The following is an 18347-nucleotide window of genomic DNA, read 5'->3' as shown; positions in this document are numbered from 1 at the left end:
CCGTTGCAACGCCCGCCAAGCGACAGGAGTGCCCGGGAAGTGGCGGCCGCGGGCGTCAGTGCGCGGCGCGGGCGCGCATCCGCTCACGCTGGGGGACCACGACGTACTTCGGGTCACGCGCGGACTCGAGCCCGGCCTCGAAGATCCCGAACCGGGTGGCGAGCGAGGCGCCGACGTACGTCGCACCGGCGACGGCCGACAGCAGGCGCGAGCGCCGGCCCGCCAGCACCGTGATCGCGGACGCGACCGTGGTGGCGTTGCGGGCGACCTTCATCAACCGGCCCGGTCGGCCGATCCGGTAGGGCTCGGCGACCAGTCCCTTCTTCAGGATGGTCTCGGCCGCGACGACCTCGACCGCGGCGCCCGCGAGCGCCATCCGGCGGGCCGGGGCGGCCTGGTCGCAGGGCACCAGCAGCATCGCCAGGCCGCCGGCGGCCTGGGCGCCGGACCCGCCGAACACGAACGGGAGCTCCCGGTGCGCCTCGTGCCAGGCGGGGATCGCGGTGTTGGCGAGCAGCGCGGCCGTGTACGTCGCCAGCGGCGGCCCGAACGCGGCGGCGCCGACTCCCGCGAGCCGGCCGAGCCGGGGGAACCGGCCCGTGACCTCGGTCGCGGCCGCGGCTCCGGAGAGCGCGCTGAACGGCGCGAGGATGAACGAGCCGACCGAGAGCGGCGAGGTCGGCTTGAACACCCGCAGCATGTTGAGGAACCGCTCGGGCCGGCCCAGGTCGTGCACCAGGGCGACGGTGCCCGCGGCCGCGCCGCCCGCGGCCGTCAGCCGGGCCACGCGCTCGAGGTCCGGCCGGCCGGTGGCGGCAGCGCCCTCGGCCAGCAGCGCGGAGCAGCCGGCCAGGCCGCCGAGGAACAGGTACAGCGGGACGTCCGGCGTCTTCCAGGTCGGCTGCTTGAGGATCGGCCGGCCGTAGTAGGACTCGAACTCCGGCTCGGGGACCATCGACTGCTCCCTCACCGGCGCCTCCCCAGGAACGAGGCGACGCCGAGGCCGACCAGCGTCGCGGCGGCCGCACCGACGTGCCGCCACATCGACCCCAGGTCGCGCGTGGTGACGATCGGGTCCGGCGGCAGCCCGTAGACCTCCGGCTCGTCGAGCAGCAGGAAGAACGCGCCGTCGCCGCCGACGCCGTCGTCCGGGTCGGCGCCGTACAGCCGGGCCACGTCGACGCCCCGGTCGTGCAGCTCCTCGACGCGCCGGGCCGCGCGCTCGCGCAGCTCGGTCAGCTCGCCGAACTGGATCGACTCGGTCGGGCAGGCCTGCGCGCACGCAGGGGTCTGGCCCTCCTTGAGCCGGTCGTAGCAGAGCGTGCACTTGAACGCGCGGCCGTCGTCCTTGCGGAGGTCGATCACGCCGTACGGGCACGCGGGGACGCAGTAGCCGCACCCGTTGCAGACGTCCGGCTGTACGACGACCGTGCCGAACTCGGTCCGGAACAGCGCACCGGTCGGGCACACGTCGAGGCAGGCCGCGTGGGTGCAGTGCTTGCAGACGTCCGAGGACATCAGCCACGTCACGCCCTCGGTGTCCGGGGCACCCATCGCGGGCATGCCGAGGTCGACGGCGGGGACGTCGAGCGGCTTCTCGACGAACGCGACGTGCCGCCAGGTCGAGGCCCCGAGCTCCTGGGTGTTGTCGTAGGACATCCCGGTCAGCAGGTAGCCGTCCTCCGGGACGGAGTTCCACTCCTTGCACGCGACCTCGCAGGCCTTGCAGCCGATGCAGACGGAGGTGTCGGTGAAGAAGCCCATCCGCGGCGGGTGTTCGGACGGCGACCCGTAGCCCGCGTCGCCCTGGACGTCGTCGAGCCGGCCCCACAGACTGCCCATCAGGTCTCCTCCCTCTGCACGTCCATGGCCGCGCGGCGACGGTACTCCGCGACGTACTCGGTGAGCGCCGAGCCGCGTGGCCGGCGACCCGGCCGGATGTCGCAGGTGCCGACCTTGTCCTGGATGTAGACGTTCGGGTCCAGGGTCAGGTTGACCAGGTCGTTGGCGGAGTCGCCGGTGGTGATGCCGTTCGGGCCCCAGTGGTACGGCAGCCCGACCTGTTCGACGAACCGGTCCCCGAGCCGCAGCGACCGGAGCCGCCTGGTCACCAGCACCCGCGCCTCGATCGCCGTACGCCCCGTGACGATCGTCGCCCAGCCGCCGTTCTCCAGGCCGCGCTCGGCCGCGAGCCGCGGCGACACCTCGCAGAACGGCTCGGGCTGGAGCTCGGCGAGGTAGGGGAGGGTCCGGCTCATGCCGCCGGCGGTGTGGTGCTCGGTGAGCCGGTACGTCGTGAAGACGTACGGGAACACGTCGCTCCAGCTGGGGTTGAGCGGGTTCTGCGGGACCTCCATCCTCTTGCGGGTCGGGTTGTTCTGCTGGCCGTAGAGCGGGTTGCGCACCGGCGACTCGGCCGGCTCGTAGTGCGTCGGCATCGGCCCGTCGGCCAGGCCAAGGGGCGCGAACAGCCAGGCCTTGCCGTCCGTCTGCATGATGAACGGGTCCTGGCCGCCGATCGCGTCCGGACCCTGCGCGCCCTCCTCGGGCACGAAGTCCGGCGCCCGGTCCGGCACGAAGTCCGGCACGTCGGCACCGGTCCACCTCCCCTTGCCGTCGTCGGCCTCCGCGTCCCACCACACGTAGCGCTTCCGTTCGCTCCACGGCGTGCCGTCCGGGGCGGCGGACGCGCGGTTGTAGAGGATCCGCCGGTTCGCGGGCCAGACCCAGCCCCACTCCGCGGCCACCTGGTCCTGCTCCCAGTGCGGCTTGCGGCGCCGCGCCTGGTTGACGTCGTCGGCGTACACGCCGCAGTAGATCCAGCACCCGCAGCTGGTCGAGCCGTCCGGCTTCAGCTGCGTGTACGCCGACAGCACCTCGCCGTCCGGCCCGGTGCCGTTGATCTCGCGCAGCACCGCCTCCGGGTCCGGGTCGCCCCCGTCGTCGAGCGGGTAGTCCCACGCCAGGTCGAGCAGCGGCCGGTCCATCTCGTCGGTCGACCCCGCGAGCTTCTGCCGGATCCGGGTGCCGAGCTCGTAGTAGAACTGGAGGTCGCTGCGGCAGTCGCCGGGTGGCTCGACGGCCTTGTCCCGCCACTGGAGCATCCGCTGCGTCTGCGTGAACGAGCCGGCCTTCTCGACGTGCGTCGCCGCCGGCAGGAAGAACACCTCGGTGCCGATCTCCTCGGTGACCAGCTCGCCGGTCTCGATCTCCGGCCCGTCCTTCCAGAACGTCGCCGACTCGATCATCTGGAGGTCGCGGACGACCAGCCAGTCCAGCGCCGCCATCCCGAGCCGCTGCATCTTGCCGTTGCTGGAGCCGACGGCGGGGTTCTCGCCGACGAGGAAGTAGCCCTTGCAACGGCCCTCGATCATCGCCAGCACGGTGGAGTACGTCGAGTGGTCGCCGGTGATCCGCGGCAGGTAGTCGAAGCAGAAGTCGTTGTCCGGCGTGGCGGCGTCGCCCCAGTAGGACTTGAGCAGGCTGACGGCGTACGACCGGATGTTGCCCCAGAAGCCGGCCTTGCCCTCGTCGTCGCGGACCCACTCGTCCAGCGACTGGTGCTGCTTGGCGTTCGGCATCGGGAGGTAGCCGGGCAGGATGTTGAACAGGGTCGGGATGTCGGTCGAGCCCTGGATGCTCGCGTGGCCGCGCAGCGCCATGATCCCGCCGCCCGGCCGGCCGATGTTGCCGAGCAGCAGCTGGAGGATCGACGCCGTGCGGATCATCTGGGCGCCCACGCTGTGCTGGGTCCAGCCGACCGCGTAGCAGAACGCCGAGGTGCGCTCGCGGCCGCTGTTGCTCGTCAGCGCCTCCGCGACCCGGCGGAGCTGGTCGGGCTCGATCCCGCAGACCTCCTGCACGACCTCGGGCGTGTAGCGCGCGAAGTGGCGCTTGAGGATCTGGAAGACGCAGCTCGGATCCTGCAGGGTCTCGTCGCGCCGGCCCTTCCACTTGACCGGCGCACCACCGGAGCCGTGGGACTCCGAGCGCGCGGCCTGGTGGGACTCCCCGTGGCTGCTCCCGCCGGAGTACGCCTGGTCCCGGCGCTCCTCGTCCTCGACGTCGCGCCGGCTGTCCGGGACGTAGGACCAGGAGTCCGGGTCGTACTGGCCGGTCTCGGGGTCGAACCCGGAGAACAGTCCGTCGAGGTCCTCGGTGTCCCGGAAGTCGTCCTCGATGATGTTGGCGGCGTTGGTGTACGCCACGACGTACTCGCGGAAGTCCAGGTCGTTGCTCAGGACCTGGTTGACGAGCCCGCCGAGGAACGCGATGTCCGAGCCCGCGCGGATCGGCACGTGCAGGTCGGCGACGGCCGACGTCCGCGTGAACCGCGGGTCGACGTGGATCACCGTCGCGCCGCGGCGCTTCGCCTCCATGACCCACTGGAAGCCCACGGGGTGGGCCTCGGCCATGTTGGATCCCTCGATGAGGATGCAGTCAGCGTTGCTCAGGTCCTGCAGGAAGGTGGTGGCCCCACCACGGCCGAACGAGGTACCCAGACCGGGCACCGTGGAGGAGTGTCATATCCGCGCCTGGTTCTCGATCTGGATCGCGCCCATCGCCGTGTAGAGCTTCTTCATGAGGTAGTTCTCCTCGTTGTCGAGGGTCGCTCCTCCGAGGCTGGCGATGCCGAGCGTGCGGCGGGTGCGGCGGCTGTCCGCCTCCCACTCCCAGAACTCCTTGCGCGTCTTGATCACGCGGTCCGCGATCATGTCGACCGCGGTGTCGAGGTCGAGGTCCTCCCACTCCGTGGCGAACGGGCGCCGGTAGCGCACCTTCGTGACGCGGGTCGGGCTCGTCACCAGCTGCTTGCTCGCGCTGCCCTTCGGGCACAGCCGGCCCCGCGAGATCGGGCTGGCCGGGCTGCCCTCGATCTGGGTGACCTCGCCGTCCTTGACGAAGACCTTCTGCGCGCAGCCGACGGCGCAGAACGGGCACACCGAGTCGACGACCCGGTCGGCCTGGACGGTGCGGGGCTCCAGCGTCTCGCTGCGGCGCGACATCGCCGCGTGCCCGCGACCGAGCCGGTCACGACCGGTGACCTGCCGCACCAGCGGCCAGCCCAGGAACTCCACGAGGCCCACAGTAACCAGCCGACTAGGGTTCTACACGGAGGCGTTTCCCGTCTGGTGACGGGCGCGGTCCTCAAAACCGTAGTGGCCGGGCACTCCCGGTCAGGCGGGTTCGATTCCCGTCCGCCTCCGCCAAGTCAACCGTGCCCACTCCTGGGGAGCCGCCCGTGTCCGAGGACCCGCGCCGGAGCACGCCGCGCACGGACGCGGTGCTCGCCGAGCCCGGGGTCGCCGCGGCCGTCGGCCGTCTCGGCCGGGGGCGCGTGAAGGCGGTCGTCGTCGCGGTGCTGGAGGACTGCCGGAACGGCGCGCTCGCACCCGCCGACGTGGTACCGGCCGTGCTCTCGCGGCTGCCCGCGGCCCCCACGTCGCTGCGTCCGGTGATCAACGCGACCGGCATCGTCGTCCACACCAACCTCGGCCGGGCGCCGCTCTCCGCGGCCGCGGTCGAGGCGGTCGGCGTGGCCGCGGGTGCGACCGACGTCGAGCTCGACCTCGCGACCGGGCGCCGCGGCCCGCGCGGGTCCGGTGCCCTGGCGGCCCTGGCGGCCGCCGTACCCGGTGCCGGCGGTGTGCACGTCGTCAACAACGGCGCGGCCGCACTGGCGCTGGTCGCATGCGCGCTCGCGCAGGGTCGCGAAGTGGTGATCGCGCGGGGCGAGCTGGTCGAGATCGGCGACGGCTTCCGGATCCCGGAGCTGCTGGAGTCGCTGGGCGTGCGGTTGCGCGAGGTCGGTACGACGAACCGGGTGCGGCTCGCCGACTACGAGGCCGCGGTCGGGCCGGACACGGCGTTGGTGCTCAAGGTGCACCCCTCCAACTTCCGCGTCGAGGGCTTCACGTCCTCGGTGCCCGTGGCCGAGCTGACCGCGCTCGGCGTCCCGGTCGTCGTGGACATCGGCTCGGGGCTGCTCGCCCCGCACCCGCGGCTCCCCGACGAGCCGGACGCCGCCACGGTCCTGCGCGAGGGTGCGTCGCTCGTCACCTCGTCGGGCGACAAGCTCCTCGGCGGGCCGCAGTGCGGCCTGCTCCTCGGGGAGGCGGAGCTGGTGCAGCGGCTGCGCCGGCACCCGTTCGCCCGCGCGCTCCGCGTCGACAAGCTCACGCTGGCGGCCCTCGAGGCCACGCTCACCGGACCCCCGCCGCCCGTCGCGGCCGCGCTCGCCACCCGACCCGGGGAGCTGCTCGCCCGGGCGCGGCGGATCGCGGAGGCGCTCGGTGGCGTCGCGATCGCCTCGGAGGGACGGGTCGGGGGCGGCGGCGCGCCCGGCGTACCCCTCTCCTCCGCGGCCGTCGCGCTCCCTCCCGACCTCGCGAAGGCGCTGCGGCTGGGCGACCCGGCGGTCGTCGGGCACGTGCACGACGGGCGGCTGCTGCTCGACCTGCTGACCGTCCCGGTCGACCTCGACGACGTGCTCGTGGAGGCGATCCGCCGGGTGATGGGCTGATGCACGTCGTCGCCACCGCCGGGCACGTGGACCACGGGAAGTCCACGCTGGTGCGGGCACTGACCGGGCAGGACCCGGACCGGCTCGCAGAGGAGAAGCGGCGCGGCCTGACCATCGAGCTCGGCTACTGCTGGACCACGGTCGACCCGGTCGGCGAGGTGGCCTTCGTCGACGTGCCGGGCCACGAGCGGTTCGTGACCACGATGCTGTCCGGGGTCGGGCCGGTGCCCGTCGCGATGCTGGTCGTCGCCGCCGACGACCCCTGGATGCCGCAGGCGGCCGAGCACCTCGCCGCGCTGGACGCGCTGGGGGTCTCGCACGGCGTGCTGGTGGTGACCCGGGCCGACCTCGCCGACCCCGCGCCCGCGCTCGCCCGGGCCCGCGCAGAGGTGGAGAGGACGTCGCTCGCCGGCGTCCCAGCGGTGGTGGTGAGCGGCCGGACCGGTGCCGGGATCGCGGAGCTGCGGTCGGCACTGGGCACGGTCCTGGCGTCGGTGCGCGCCCCTGATCCGGCGGCCGACGTGCGGCTCTGGGTCGACCGTAGGTTCCACGTGCGCGGCGCGGGCACGGTGGTCACCGGCACCCTGCCGGCAGGGACGGTCGCGCCGGGGACCGTGCTCGCGGTCGACGGCGCCGAGGCCCGGGTCCGCGGGGTCGAGGCGCTCGGAGCGCCGCGCGAGCGTGTCTCCGGGGTCGCCCGGGTCGCCCTCGACCTCGGCGGCCACGCACCCGAGATCGCCCGTGGCGACGCGCTGGTGACGCCGGGGGCCTTCGTGGCGTCGGCGCGGGTCGACGTACGCCTCACCGGCGACGGGGAGCCGCCGGAGCGCCCGGTCCTGCACGTCGGCTCCACGCACGTCGGCACCCGCGCCCGGTCCATCGGCTCCGGCCTGGCCCGGCTGGTCCTCGACCGTCCGTTGCCGTTGCGGTACGCCGACCGCGCCATCCTGCGCGACCCCGGCAACCGGCAGGTGTGGGGTGTCGAGGTCCTCGACCCCGTGCCGGAGCGGCGGCCCCGCGACCTCGCGACCCACGACGGCACGCCGGACGCGGAACTGCGGCTGCGCGGCGTGGTGCGTCGCTCGCTGCTGCGGCGCATCGGTGCGCCCGCGGAGCCTCTGCCGGCGGGCACGCTCGTCGCGGGGGACTGGCTGGTCGCGCCGCACCTGGTCGCCGACCTGCGGGGCCGGCTGGCCGCGCTGGCCGATCGCCCGGTCGCTCCCGGCGAGGCCGCGAACGCGCTCGGCCTGCCGGACCCCGCGATCGTGACCGCCCTCGTCGCGCCCCCGCTGAGGATCGACGGGGGACGGGTCGTCGGTCCCGGTGGGCTGCCCGAGCACCTCGCGAAGGCCGCGGCGGTGCTCGCGGAGGAGCTGTCCGGGTTCGCTGCTCCCGAGGCCGGTCGCCTCGACGAGCTCGGTCTCGACCACGTCGCCCTGGCCACCCTGCACCGCGCGGGCCGGCTGCTGCGCGTCGACGAGCGCGTGGTGCTCCTGCCCGGCGCCGACGACCGCGCGGTCGCCGTGCTCGCGGAGCTCGAGCAGCCGTTCACGGCGAGCGAGGCCCGCCTGGCCCTGGGCACCAGCCGCCGGGTGGCGCTCCCGCTGCTCGCCCACCTCGATGCGACCGGCCGAACGGTTCGGCTGGCGGACGACCGGCGGAGACTGCGCTGAGTCCGCTGTCGATTCGCGGTCGGCCCGCACGTCATCGAGGTACAACCGACACACCCCTGGAGGACAGATGAAGTTCCTGATGCTCGTCGCCATGGATCCCGACCGCCCCGAGAACCCCGACCCGACCGGCACCGTGCCGGTGGAGGAGTGGGTGGAGAAGAACGACGCGGCCGGCATCCGGGTGATCGGAGAACGGCTGCGCCCGGCGGCCGAGGCCCGCGTCGTACGACGCCGGGAGGGCTCGCTCCTCGTCACCGAGGGGCCGTTCGCCGAGACCAACGAGTGGATCGCGGGCTTCGACGTCCTCGAGTGCGCCGACCTCGACGAGGCCGTCGAGGTCGCGTCCCGGCACCCGATGGCGGCGGCCGGTCGCTTGGAGCTCCGGGCCTTCTGGGAGTAGCCGGGCCACACCACCCGGCCGGGTGTGCATGGCATGTCCGGCGGCGGTTACCGGACGGCATGAGCACTTCCCACCACCTGACGAACCCGCCGACCTGGCTGCCCACCGCCGCCATGGTCGTCGGCGCGACGTTCCTGCTCGTGGGCGTCCTGGGCTTCATCCCGGGGATCACCACGAACTACGGCGACATGACGTTCGCGGGCCACGAGAGCGAGGCCAAGCTGTTCGGCATCTTCGAGGTGTCGATCCTCCACAACATCGTGCACCTGGCGTTCGGCGTGGTCGGCCTGGCCGCCGCCCGCGCGGCCGCCTCGGCGGGCTGGTACCTCCTGATCGCCGGACTCGTGTACGCCGTGCTCTGGATCTACGGGCTCGTGGTCGACAAGGGGAGCAGCGCGAACTTCGTGCCGCTGAACACCGCCGACGACTGGCTGCACTTCGTGCTCGCGGTCGGCATGGTCGTGCTGGGCGCCGTCGGGCTGCAGCAGGTGCGCCGCAGCGTCGGCACCGCCACGAGCGTCTGACGTGGTCGCTGAGGCCGACGGCGCGCGGATCGTCGTCACCGGCGGCGCCGGCTTCCTCGGCTCCTGGCTCTGCGAACGGCTGGTCGGGGAGGGCGCCACCGTCGTCTGCGTCGACTCGCTCGTCACCGGGTCGCGCGAGAACGTCGCATCGCTGGAAGCCCATCCGCGGTTCACGGTCGTGCGGGCCGACGTGTGCGACGGCATCCCCGTCGACGGCCACGTCGACATGGTCTTCCACCTCGCCTCGGTCGCCTCGCCGGTGCATTACCTGCGGCTCCCGCTCGAGACGCTGCGGACCGGCAGCGTCGGCACGACCCACGCGCTCGACCTGGCTGCGCGGACCGGTGCCCGGTTCCTGCTCGGCTCCACGTCGGAGGTGTACGGCGACCCGCTCGAGCACCCGCAGCACGAGAGCTACTGGGGCAACGTCAACCCGATCGGCCCGCGCAGCGTGTACGACGAGGCGAAGCGGTTCGCCGAGGCGAGCACCGCGGCGTACCGCCGGGCCCGGGGTACGGACACCACGATCGCCCGGATCTTCAACACCTACGGGCCGCGGATGGCCCTGGCCGACGGGCGCGTCGTGCCGGCGTTCGTCCAGCAGGCGCTGGCCGGTGAGCCGCTGACGGTCGCCGGCGACGGCAGCCAGACCCGGTCGCTGTGCTGGGTCGGCGACACCGTCGACGGGTTGGTGCGGCTCGCCGCATCGGGCGAAGCCGGCCCGGTCAACATCGGCGGTGACGTCGAGATCACCGTGCTCGACCTGGCCCGCCGCGTCATCCAGATCACCCGGTCTTCGTCGACCATCGAGCACGTGCCGCTGCCGCAGGACGACCCGCAGGTGCGGCGCCCCGACCTGACCCAGGCCGAGGGCCTGCTCGGCTGGCGGCCGCGCACGCCGCTCGACGACGGCCTCACGCGGACGATCGAGTGGATGGCCGCCCGAGGGCGTCCCGAGCGCGTTCCAGCCTGACCGACGCGACGTCGACGACCTCGCCCACGCCGATCTGCAGCAGCGCCGGGTCGGGCCGCCCCGCGTGGGGATCGCCGACCGTGGACCCGTGCCACAGCGCGGAGTGCGGGCCACTGCTCGGCGGTCCCCACCGGTGCGGCGGGGTCGGGCCGAACAGCACCACCGACGGCGTACCGTACGCCGACGCGAGGTGCGCGACGCCGGTGTCGCCGCAGACGACGAGCCGGGCGTGGGCGACGACAGCGGCCAACCCACCGAGGTCCGTGCGGCCGGCCAGCACCGCGTCGGCGGGCAGGCCGGCGAGCGAGCGGACCTGCTCGGCGACACCGACCTCGCTCGCACCGCCGGTGAGCACCACCCGTTCCCCGGCCGCCGCCGCCCAGTGCGCGACCGCGGCGTACCGGTCCGCCGGCCACCGACGGCTCGCCGACGCGGCGCCGGCGTGGACGACGACCGCACCCGCGTCGGCGGTCGGCCCCGGAGCCGGCAGACGCAGGTCGTCCGGGTCCGGCTCGACGCCGAGCGCCCAGGACACGAGCCGGCACCAGCGCGCCCGCTCGTGCTCGTCGGGGTCCCAGGCGGGCCCGTCACCGGCGTAGGCCACGACCCGATCCGCGCCGAGGACGTCGAGCAGCCGACGGCTCGCAGGGCCGTTGCCGTGCAGGTCGACGGCGAGCTCGGGCGGTGGTGGCGTCCACGGGACGGGCTCGAGCTCGCCGGTCGGCAGCAGGGTGTCGACGGCGCCGCACCCCTCGACGAGTGGCCGCAGGACCTCGGGAGCGGCCAGCACGATCTCGTGCCCGGGCAGGGCACGGCGCGCCGCCCGCAGCGCGGGAACGCCGGTCAGGAAGTCGCCCAGCCCCAGCGCCCGCAGGAAGAGGGCCCGTCCGGTCAACGGCGGCTCCGCTCCGCGGCGGTGGCGAGCAGGGCGGTCGTCGAGCGCCCGTCGAGGTACGGCAGCACCACGGTCTGCCCGCCCCACTGCTCGAGCAGCGGGGCCTCCGGCAGGTCCGCCCCCGCGTAGTCGCCGCCCTTCGCCCACACGTCCGGTCGCAGCGAGCGGATCGCCGCGAGCGGCGTGTCCTCCTCGAACACGACGACGGCGTCGACCGGCTCGAGCGCCTCGAGGACGCGGGCCCGGTCGGCCTCGGGTACGAGCGGCCGGGTGTCGCCCTTGAGCCGACGCACCGAGGCGTCGGAGTTCAGGCACACGACCAGGCAGTCGCCGAGGGCTCGGGCGGCCCGGAGGGTCGCGACGTGGCCGGCGTGCAGCAGGTCGAAGCAGCCGCCGGTGGCGACCACGGTGCCGCCCGCCGCGCGGACCCGGTCGACCCGCTCGAGCCCGCTGCCGGTCGTGACGTCCGTGGCGGCGTACCCGGCGGCACCGCCGCGGGCGAGGAACTCCGAGGCCGCGAGCACCCCGGCCTGCACGGCCTCCGAGGGCAAGGCACCGCCGGCGATCGCGAGGGCCGCGGCCGACGCGAGCCGGTCGCCGGCGCCGCACGGGTCGGTGACGGCCACCGGCGGCGCGGGCACGACCGAGGGCGCGGACCCGCCGTGGGAGAGCAGTGCGCCCCCCGGGCCGAGCGTGACCGCGACCGCGTGTGCTCGCCAGCCGGCCAGCAAGGTGCGCGCGTCGTCGTCGACGGCGCCCAGACCGGGCCGCGGTGAACCGCCGCCGAGACGGGTCGCGAGGACGGCGGCCTCGGCACGGTTCGGGGTGGCGAGGCGGACGCCGGGGACGGGGTCCGCGCCGCGGGGGTGCGGGTCCCACACGACGAGCGGCACCCCCGTGAGCGCGTCGCGCACCGCGGGAAGCGACGTGGCGCCGCGGCCGTAGTCGGAGACCAGCACGGCCGACGCGTCGTGCAGCACGTCCAGAGCGCCCGGCGCGGGGTCGGCTGCCGTGCCGCCGCCGGAGTCGAGACGGAGCAGCGACTGGCCGCCCGCGCGCACCCGGCGCTTGACCGGCGTCTCGCCGCGCAGCGGCAGCGCGACCAGGCGGACGCCGGCCTCGGCGAGCAGCCCGCGCAGCGCCGTACCGCCCTCGTCGTCGCCGACGGCGGCGACGAGGACGACGTCGGCGCCGTCCCGCGCGGCAAGCGCGGCCGCGAGGGCCGCGCCTCCGGGCCGTTGGCGCTCCTCGAGGTCGTCGAGCACCGGGACCGGCGCGTCCGGCGCGATCCGGCCGGCGCGGCCCGCGAGGTCCGCGTCGAGCAGTGCGTCGCCGAGGACGACGAGGGGCCCGTCCACCTCAGGCCCTCCGCAGCCGCCGCGTGCGGGACACGCCGACGTCAAGGGTGCGGTCCAGTGCCGCGCACAGGATGTGCAGCGCGACCAGGTGCAGCTCCTGCACCGTGGCGGTGTACGGCGCCTCGACCGCGCAGCACTCGGTCGCCGCGCTCGCCAGGGGGTTGGGCGCCGGCCCGGTCATCGCCCAGACCTCGAGCCCGCACTCGCGGCCGCGGCGGGCGGCGGCGACGACGTTCTCGCTGGTGCCGCTGGTGGACATCAGCACCAGCACGTCGCCGGGCCGGCCGTGGGCCTGCACCTGGCGCGCGAACAGCTCGCTGGCCGGGTAGTCGTTGCAGATCGCGGTGAGGCTGGAGGTCTCCGCGGTCAGGCAGATCGCCGAGTACGGCGGCCGGTCCTCGCGGTAGCGCCCGACCAGCTCGGCGGTCAGGTGCTGGGCCTGGGCCGCGCTGCCGCCGTTGCCGGCGGCCAGCAGCCGGCCGCCGCGGTCGAGCACCGCGGCCAGTCGCTCGCCCCAGTCGTCGGCGACGTCGACGCACGCCTCGAAACGGTCGAGGGCGCCGCGCAGCTCGGCGAGGTGGACATGGTCGCACGGCGTGTCCAGGGACTGCGGGGCCGAGGTCATCGAGCCACCTCCGTCGCTCGGTCGGTGCTGGCCGCGAGGGCGTGGTACGTGGTCTCGGTCTGCTCGACCACCTGGCGCCAGTCGTAGCAGGCGACCGCGCGCTCGCGCCCGGCCGACCCGTACGCCGCCCGCCGGTCCGGGTCGGCCAGCAGGTCACGTACCGCGACGGCGAGCGCATCCGGGTCGCGGGGCGGTACGAGCTCGCCCGTCCGGCCCGGGACGACCGTGTCGAGGAGGCCGCCGACGGCGGCGCCGACGACCGGCCGGCCGCAGGCCATCGCCTCGAGCGGCACGATGCCGAACGGCTCGTACCAGGGCACGGTCACCACGACGTCGCTGTCGGTGATCAGGCCGGGGACCTGCTCGCGACCGAGACCGCCGAGGAAGCGGACCCGGTCGGCCACGCCGGCGCCGTGGGCGATCTCGCGGAGCCGGGTGATGTCCGGGTCGGCGTCGAGGGCGTCCGCCGCGGGGCCGCCGGCGACGACGAGCTCGACTCCGGGCAGCCGCGCGAGCGCCTCCACGACGTTGCCGATGCCCTTCCGGGGAACCATGCGGCCCAGCACGAGCAACCGGGGCGGCCCGTCCGGGTCACGGCGTTCGGCGGGCCGGAACAGGTCGGTGTCGACGCCGCACGGGATCACGCTCGCGCGCCCCGGCGCCAGCCCCAGGGACCGCAGCTCGGCGACCTCGTCGGAGCAGGTGGCGATCACGTGGTCGACGTCCCGGCATAGCCGCCGCTCGTGGTCGATCCTGCTGCGGGGGCTGGTGTCGGCCAGCCCCTGCTGCCGGCGCTTGACCGAGCCGAGGGCGTGGAAGGTCTGGGCCACCGGGACGGGCGTGCCCCGGGCCGCCCGCAGCGACGCGAGCCCGCTCATCCAGAAGTGCGCGTGCACGAGGTCCGGGGGCTCGTCGTCCCACCGCTCCCGGAGGCCGTCGCCGAGGTCGGCGACATGGGGAAGCAGCTCGTCCTTCGGCACCTCGGCGCGCGGGCCGGCGGCGACCAGCTCGACGGCGTACCCGTCGGCCGTCTCCGTGCGGTCCGGTCCGGTCGGGGTGTCGCGACGGGTGTAGACGGTGACGTCGTGGCCGCGCCGCGCCAGCCCCGCGGCGAGGGCCGCCACGTGCACGTTCTGTCCTCCCGCGTCGGCGCCGCCGAGGACGGCCAGCGGGTTCGCGTGCTCGGAGACCAGGGCCAGTCTCATCGGATCCTCCTTTCTGGTCATGCGAGCCGCCGGAGGGCTGGCCCGCTCAGCGTCGCGATGGCCGCGACCACGTCGTCCGGCGTGACCGACGCGAGACAGGGATGGCCGGGCACCGGGCACCGGGTGGCGCGGGTGTCGCGGCAGGGCGCGTCCTGGTCGCCGAGGACGACCACCGGGACGCCGTACGGCGCCCAGCGGACGCGCGGGACCGTCGGCGCGAACAGCGACACGACCGGGGTGCCGACCGCGGCGGCCAGGTGCGCCGGACCGGTGTTGCCCACCACGACGGCGCGGGCGCCCGCCAGCACGCCGGCGAGCCCGGCGAGATCGGTGCGCCCGCCGAGATCGCGGGCCTCCGAGCGGCCGGTGACGTAGGCCGTGAGGTCCCGCTCGTCCGGGGAGCCCGTGACGACGACGCGGTGGCCGTCGCGCCCGAGGAGCTCGGCCACCCGCCGGAAGCCGGCCGGCACCCAGGCCCGCGCGGGCACCGACGTGCCGGGGTGCAGGACGACGTACCCCTCGCCGAGGTCCGTCGATGGGACCGCACCCGGACGGAGTGCCAGGCGGCCGTCGTCGCCGGCGGGGAGTGTCGCGCCGCAGGCGCGGGCCAGCGACAGCGCGCGCTCCGGCTCGGGCAGGTCGTCATCGACCCGGTGGCGGACGTCGAGGAGGGAGCCGGGATAGTCCTCGCTGATCGCGCCGACCCAGGGGATCCCGGCCATCCGGCACACGAGCGCCGTGGGCAGCGGCGACTGGTGGAACGACGTGAACACGACCGCGCGGTCGAAGCGCTCCGCCGCGAGTGCGGCCGTCAGGTCGCCGATGTCCCGGGGGTCGACCGGACCGGGCTCGGGGTCGACCCACGGGCTGCGCCAGCAGTGCAGCTCGTCGACGCCCGGCAGCAGCTCCGCGGCCGCCCGGCCCCGGGGTCCGCACAGCAGGGTCAGCGACGTCGACCGGGCGGCGAGCGCCCGGATCGCCGGCCCGGTGACCAGCACGTCGCCGAGGCTGTCGAGGCGGACGGCGAGCGTGCGCATCACCAGTCGCCCCGCAGGATCCGGTCCACGGCCGCGGACAGGGTCACGGCGACGCGCGGCGCCGCGGCGACCTCCTCCGGCCGGGTCTGCGGCGTGGGCACCAGATGGGCTGCCACGCCCGCGGCCTCCGCCGCCTCGATGTCGGACCCGATGTCGCCGACCAGCACGCAGCGCGCCGGGTCGACGCCGAGCTCGGCGCACGCCTGCTTCACCAGGCCGGGCGCCGGCTTGCGGCAGGAGCAGCCCTCGCCGGGGGCGTGCGGGCACACGTACCAGGCCTCGAAGGGTCCGAGCAGCTCCTCGACCCGGGCGTTGACCGCGTCGACCTGACTGCGGTCGAGCCGGCCGGAACCGACGGCCGACTGGTTCGTGACGACCGCGAGGCGCACGCCGCGCTCACGCAGGCGGCCGAGTGCGGCGCGAGCACCCGCGACCGGCTCGACCAGCGCCGGATCGCCGTTGTACGGGACGTCGTGGACGATGGTGCCGTCGCGGTCGAGCAGCACCAGGTCGGGCAGGCCGCGCCACGGCGGGGCGTGCCGGTGGGCGAGCTCGCCGCGAAGCCAGTGCCAGCAGGCGGCCGCCGGGATCGCGGCGCTGGTCAGCACCATCCGGCGTACCTCCGCGGCGTCGCGCGGACCCGGAGCGATCCGCGCCCAGGCCAGCTCCGCAGTGCCGGCGAGCCAGCCGGCCGCACCCAGCGTCGCGAGTCGACGGCGCCGGCTGGCCAGGCCCGCCAGCCCCGCGAGCCCGGCGGCGGTCGTCGCGGCGTGCCGGCGGATCCGCCCGCGCGGCGCCTCGGCACGGGTCCACCAGTCCGGCCCGTGCAGAGCGCGCATCAGCCGGTCGTCGGCGTTCCCCGCCTGCTGCCGCAGGCTGGCCCAGTCGTCGGCCGGTCGCACCGGGTGGGTGATCCTGCGCGCTCCGGCGACGACCGTGCCGCGGTCCGCCCCGAGCCGCAGCGCGAGGTCGGCGTCCTCGCGGAACGCCCTGGGGAACCGCTCGTCGAATCCCCCGACGGCGGACACCGCGTCCCGGCGGTAGCTCAGGTCGGCGGTGATCCACCGTGCGTGCGCCAGCCCGGCGGTCCCGCGCTCCCAGTCGGTCGGCCGGCGGTCCGCGGGCAGCGGTACTCGCACCCGGCCGGTGCTGCCGACACCGGAGGCCGCGAGCTCCAGGTCGCCGGCGAGCACCTCGAACCAGTCCGGGTCCGGGACCACGTCGTCGTCGAGGAACGAGACCCACTCCGAGCGCGCGATGCGCCACCCCACGTTGCGCGCCCGCGCCGGGCCACCGCCCCGGGAGCGGACGACGCGCAGGTCGAGGCCGGCGGCGTCGAGGTGCAGGTCGGGACCGTCCTGCCGGTCGTCGACGACGATCACCGGGACATCGACAGGGCGGGTCTGCTCGGCAAGTGCGTCACACAACACGGAGAGGCTTCGGCGGCCCACCGTCGGGACGACGATGGACGTGGGGATCGGGGTCAAGGCCGGCCCCTCCTCCGGACCGCGAAGGGTCCGATCGCGAGCATCGACACCGGCGCCGAGCCGAAGCACTCCAGCGCGTCGCGGGGATCGTCGACCATCGGCCGGCCGGCCGTGTTGAGGCTGGTGTTCACGACGACCGGGAGCCCGGTCCGGCGTTCGAAGGCCTCGAGCATCCGGGCCACCAGCGGCTCCTCGGCGGTGTCCACCGTCTGCACGCGTGCCGTGCCGTCGACGTGCACGACCGCCGGGATCCGATCCCGCCACTCCGCCGCCACATCGTGGACGAACAGCATGTACGGCGAGGGCAACGGGCCGCGCGAGAACAGGGCCGGTGCGCGGTCGGCCAGCACCATCGGGGCGACCGGGCGGAACTGCTCGCGGCCCTTGACGTCGTTGAGCCGCTCGAGGTTCTCCCGGCGACCCGGATGAGCCAGCAGCGACCGGTGGCCGAGGGCCCGGGGCCCGAACTCGCTGCGCCCCTGGAACCAGGCGACGACGCCGTCGGCGGCGAGGCACTCGGCGACCTCCTCGGCCATGTCGGCCGGCCGCTCGTAGGGCACCTGCGCCGTGCGGAGGTACCGCTCGAGCTCGTCGTCGCTCCAGCCCCGGCCCAGGTCGGCGCCCGGCATCGGCCGCAGCTCGTCGCCGAGCTCGCCGGCGACGTGGAGGGCGCCGCCCAGGGCGGTCCCGGCGTCCCCGGCGGCCGGCTGGACCCACACCTCGTCGTACCCGCTCAGCTCGAGGATCCGCGTGTTGGCGACGCAGTTGAGCGCCACCCCGCCGGCCATCGCGAGCCGGGTCCCGCCCGTCCGGCCGCGCAGCCAGCGCGCGAGATCGACGAGCACCTCCTCCAGGCGCGCCTGGACGCTGGCGGCCAGGTCCGCGTGGTCCTCGCTCCACTCCTCCCCGGGCTCGAGGCGCTTGGCCAGTGCCTGCCAGTGCACCGGAAGGGTGCGGAACCCGCCGGCGCCGTCGTGGTGCACCCGGTCCCGGAGCTCGGGCAGGAACCTCGGCGTCCCGTACGACGCCATCGCCATCACCTTGTACTCGTCGGACGAGCGCAGGAAGCCGAGGTGATCGGTGAGGTCCTCGTAGAGCAGGCCGAGCGAGTGGGGGAGCCGCTGGGCGGCGTGCACCGTCAGGTCGCTGCCGCGGTAGGTGCCGGCCAGGTGGCTGCCGCACTCCCCGCGCCCGTCGAGGACGAGCACGTCGACGTCCCCGCCGACGAACGGCGAGGCCAGGGCGCCCGAGGCGCCGTGCGCGACGTGGTGCGGCACGTGCCGCACGGCCGCCGGGTCCAGGCCCGGCAGGGCGGTGCCGAGGAAGCCGCCCGCCTCGCGGGCGTAGGTCTGGCGGAGGTGGTCCCACGGATCGTCGAGCCCGAGCTCCTCGGCCGGCGCCGCGAGCGCGGGGTCGAAGGAGTACGTGACCGCATCGAGGTCGGCCACGTCGAGGCCGGACGCGGCCAGGCACCAGCGCGCCGCGAGCTCCGGCAGCTCCCAGGCCGCGAACGGCACCGGCCGGTGGCCGTGCTTGCGGCGCGAGAAGCGCTCCTCCTCGGCTGCGGCGACCGTCACGCCGTCGACGACCACGGCGGCCGCCGGGTCGTGGAACAGCGCGTTGACCCCGAGGACCTTCGCCACCAGT

At 75.1% G+C, this 18347-nt stretch carries 15 protein-coding genes and 1 tRNA gene; 6 read left to right on the top strand and 10 right to left on the bottom strand.

Annotation, left to right across the window (positions count from 1 at the left end):
* Positions 1-55: 55 nt before the first annotated feature.
* Genes nrfD through fdh form a run of 3 tightly spaced genes read right to left on the bottom strand, consistent with a single transcriptional unit; the run spans position 56 to position 5087 of the window.
* Entirely contained in the window at positions 56-970 is a 915-nt protein-coding gene (nrfD, locus tag N538_RS0122360; protein ID WP_231496303.1) for an NrfD/PsrC family molybdoenzyme membrane anchor subunit, read from the bottom strand.
* Positions 967-1842, bottom strand: a complete 876-nt coding sequence (locus tag N538_RS0122355) for a 4Fe-4S dicluster domain-containing protein (RefSeq protein WP_028639134.1) — start codon at positions 1840-1842, stop codon at positions 967-969. Before N538_RS0122355 ends, nrfD begins: the two co-directional genes overlap by 4 nt.
* Positions 1842-5087, bottom strand: coding sequence for a formate dehydrogenase (gene fdh, locus N538_RS0122350; protein ID WP_269320370.1), 3246 nt, complete (start codon positions 5085-5087; stop codon positions 1842-1844). The genes N538_RS0122355 and fdh overlap by 1 nt, the downstream gene beginning before the upstream one ends.
* Positions 5088-5114: 27 nt before the next feature.
* On the opposite strand from fdh, the gene N538_RS0122340 reads away from it, so the two are divergent.
* From N538_RS0122340 to N538_RS0122315, 6 genes are all read left to right on the top strand, one after another.
* Positions 5115-5210: transfer RNA gene (locus N538_RS0122340), tRNA-Sec, on the top strand.
* A gap of 32 nt (positions 5211-5242) precedes the next feature.
* The gene (gene selA / locus N538_RS0122335; RefSeq protein WP_028639131.1) at positions 5243-6523 is read left to right on the top strand and encodes an L-seryl-tRNA(Sec) selenium transferase; all 1281 of its coding nucleotides are present in this window, start codon (positions 5243-5245) and stop codon (positions 6521-6523) included.
* Positions 6523-8196 (top strand): SelB domain-containing protein, encoded by a 1674-nt coding sequence (locus tag N538_RS0122330; protein ID WP_028639130.1) that lies wholly within the window; start codon positions 6523-6525, stop codon positions 8194-8196. The genes selA and N538_RS0122330 overlap by 1 nt, the downstream gene beginning before the upstream one ends.
* A gap of 67 nt (positions 8197-8263) precedes the next feature.
* Positions 8264-8596 carry a YciI family protein gene (locus N538_RS0122325; RefSeq protein ID WP_028639129.1) on the top strand — a complete coding sequence of 111 codons (333 nt, stop codon included), beginning with the start codon at positions 8264-8266 and terminating at the stop codon, positions 8594-8596.
* Positions 8597-8655: 59 nt separating this feature from the next.
* Entirely contained in the window at positions 8656-9120 is a 465-nt protein-coding gene (locus N538_RS0122320; protein ID WP_051549547.1) for a DUF4383 domain-containing protein, read from the top strand.
* A gap of 1 nt (position 9121) precedes the next feature.
* A complete protein-coding gene (locus tag N538_RS0122315) occupies positions 9122-10093 on the top strand; it encodes a UDP-glucuronic acid decarboxylase family protein (RefSeq protein ID WP_028639127.1) in 972 nt (323 codons plus the stop codon).
* Here the strand turns inward: N538_RS0122315 and N538_RS26870 are convergent.
* From N538_RS26870 to N538_RS0122280, 7 genes are read right to left on the bottom strand one after another with little or no spacing between them, the layout of a single operon-like run.
* Positions 10035-10988 carry a glycosyltransferase family 9 protein gene (locus N538_RS26870; protein WP_036571758.1) on the bottom strand — a complete coding sequence of 318 codons (954 nt, stop codon included), beginning with the start codon at positions 10986-10988 and terminating at the stop codon, positions 10035-10037. The genes N538_RS0122315 and N538_RS26870 overlap by 59 nt on opposite strands.
* Entirely contained in the window at positions 10985-12346 is a 1362-nt protein-coding gene (rfaE2, locus tag N538_RS0122305) for a D-glycero-beta-D-manno-heptose 1-phosphate adenylyltransferase (protein WP_028639126.1), read from the bottom strand. Before rfaE2 ends, N538_RS26870 begins: the two co-directional genes overlap by 4 nt.
* A 1-nt stretch (position 12347) precedes the next feature.
* The gene (locus tag N538_RS26865; protein ID WP_036571756.1) at positions 12348-12971 is read right to left on the bottom strand and encodes a D-sedoheptulose-7-phosphate isomerase; all 624 of its coding nucleotides are present in this window, start codon (positions 12969-12971) and stop codon (positions 12348-12350) included.
* Positions 12968-14176, bottom strand: coding sequence for a glycosyltransferase (locus tag N538_RS0122295; RefSeq protein WP_028639125.1), 1209 nt, complete (start codon positions 14174-14176; stop codon positions 12968-12970). The genes N538_RS26865 and N538_RS0122295 overlap by 4 nt, the downstream gene beginning before the upstream one ends.
* A 17-nt stretch (positions 14177-14193) precedes the next feature.
* Positions 14194-15213, bottom strand: coding sequence for a glycosyltransferase family 9 protein (locus N538_RS29165; RefSeq protein ID WP_036571754.1), 1020 nt, complete (start codon positions 15211-15213; stop codon positions 14194-14196).
* Positions 15213-16700, bottom strand: coding sequence for an HAD-IIIA family hydrolase (locus N538_RS29160; RefSeq protein ID WP_028639123.1), 1488 nt, complete (start codon positions 16698-16700; stop codon positions 15213-15215). Before N538_RS29160 ends, N538_RS29165 begins: the two co-directional genes overlap by 1 nt.
* Positions 16697-18343: a carbamoyltransferase family protein gene (locus tag N538_RS0122280; RefSeq protein ID WP_036571752.1), complete on the bottom strand. Its 1647-nt coding sequence runs from the start codon at positions 18341-18343 to the stop codon at positions 16697-16699. Before N538_RS0122280 ends, N538_RS29160 begins: the two co-directional genes overlap by 4 nt.
* Between the last annotated feature and the right edge of the window lie 4 nt (positions 18344-18347).

The organism is Nocardioides sp. URHA0032 (genome assembly GCF_000620645.1).
In the GTDB taxonomy this organism is placed as follows: domain Bacteria; phylum Actinomycetota; class Actinomycetes; order Propionibacteriales; family Nocardioidaceae; genus Nocardioides.
Note: the sequence above shows the minus strand (reverse complement) of the source record. Positions and strands in the feature narration are given on the sequence as shown.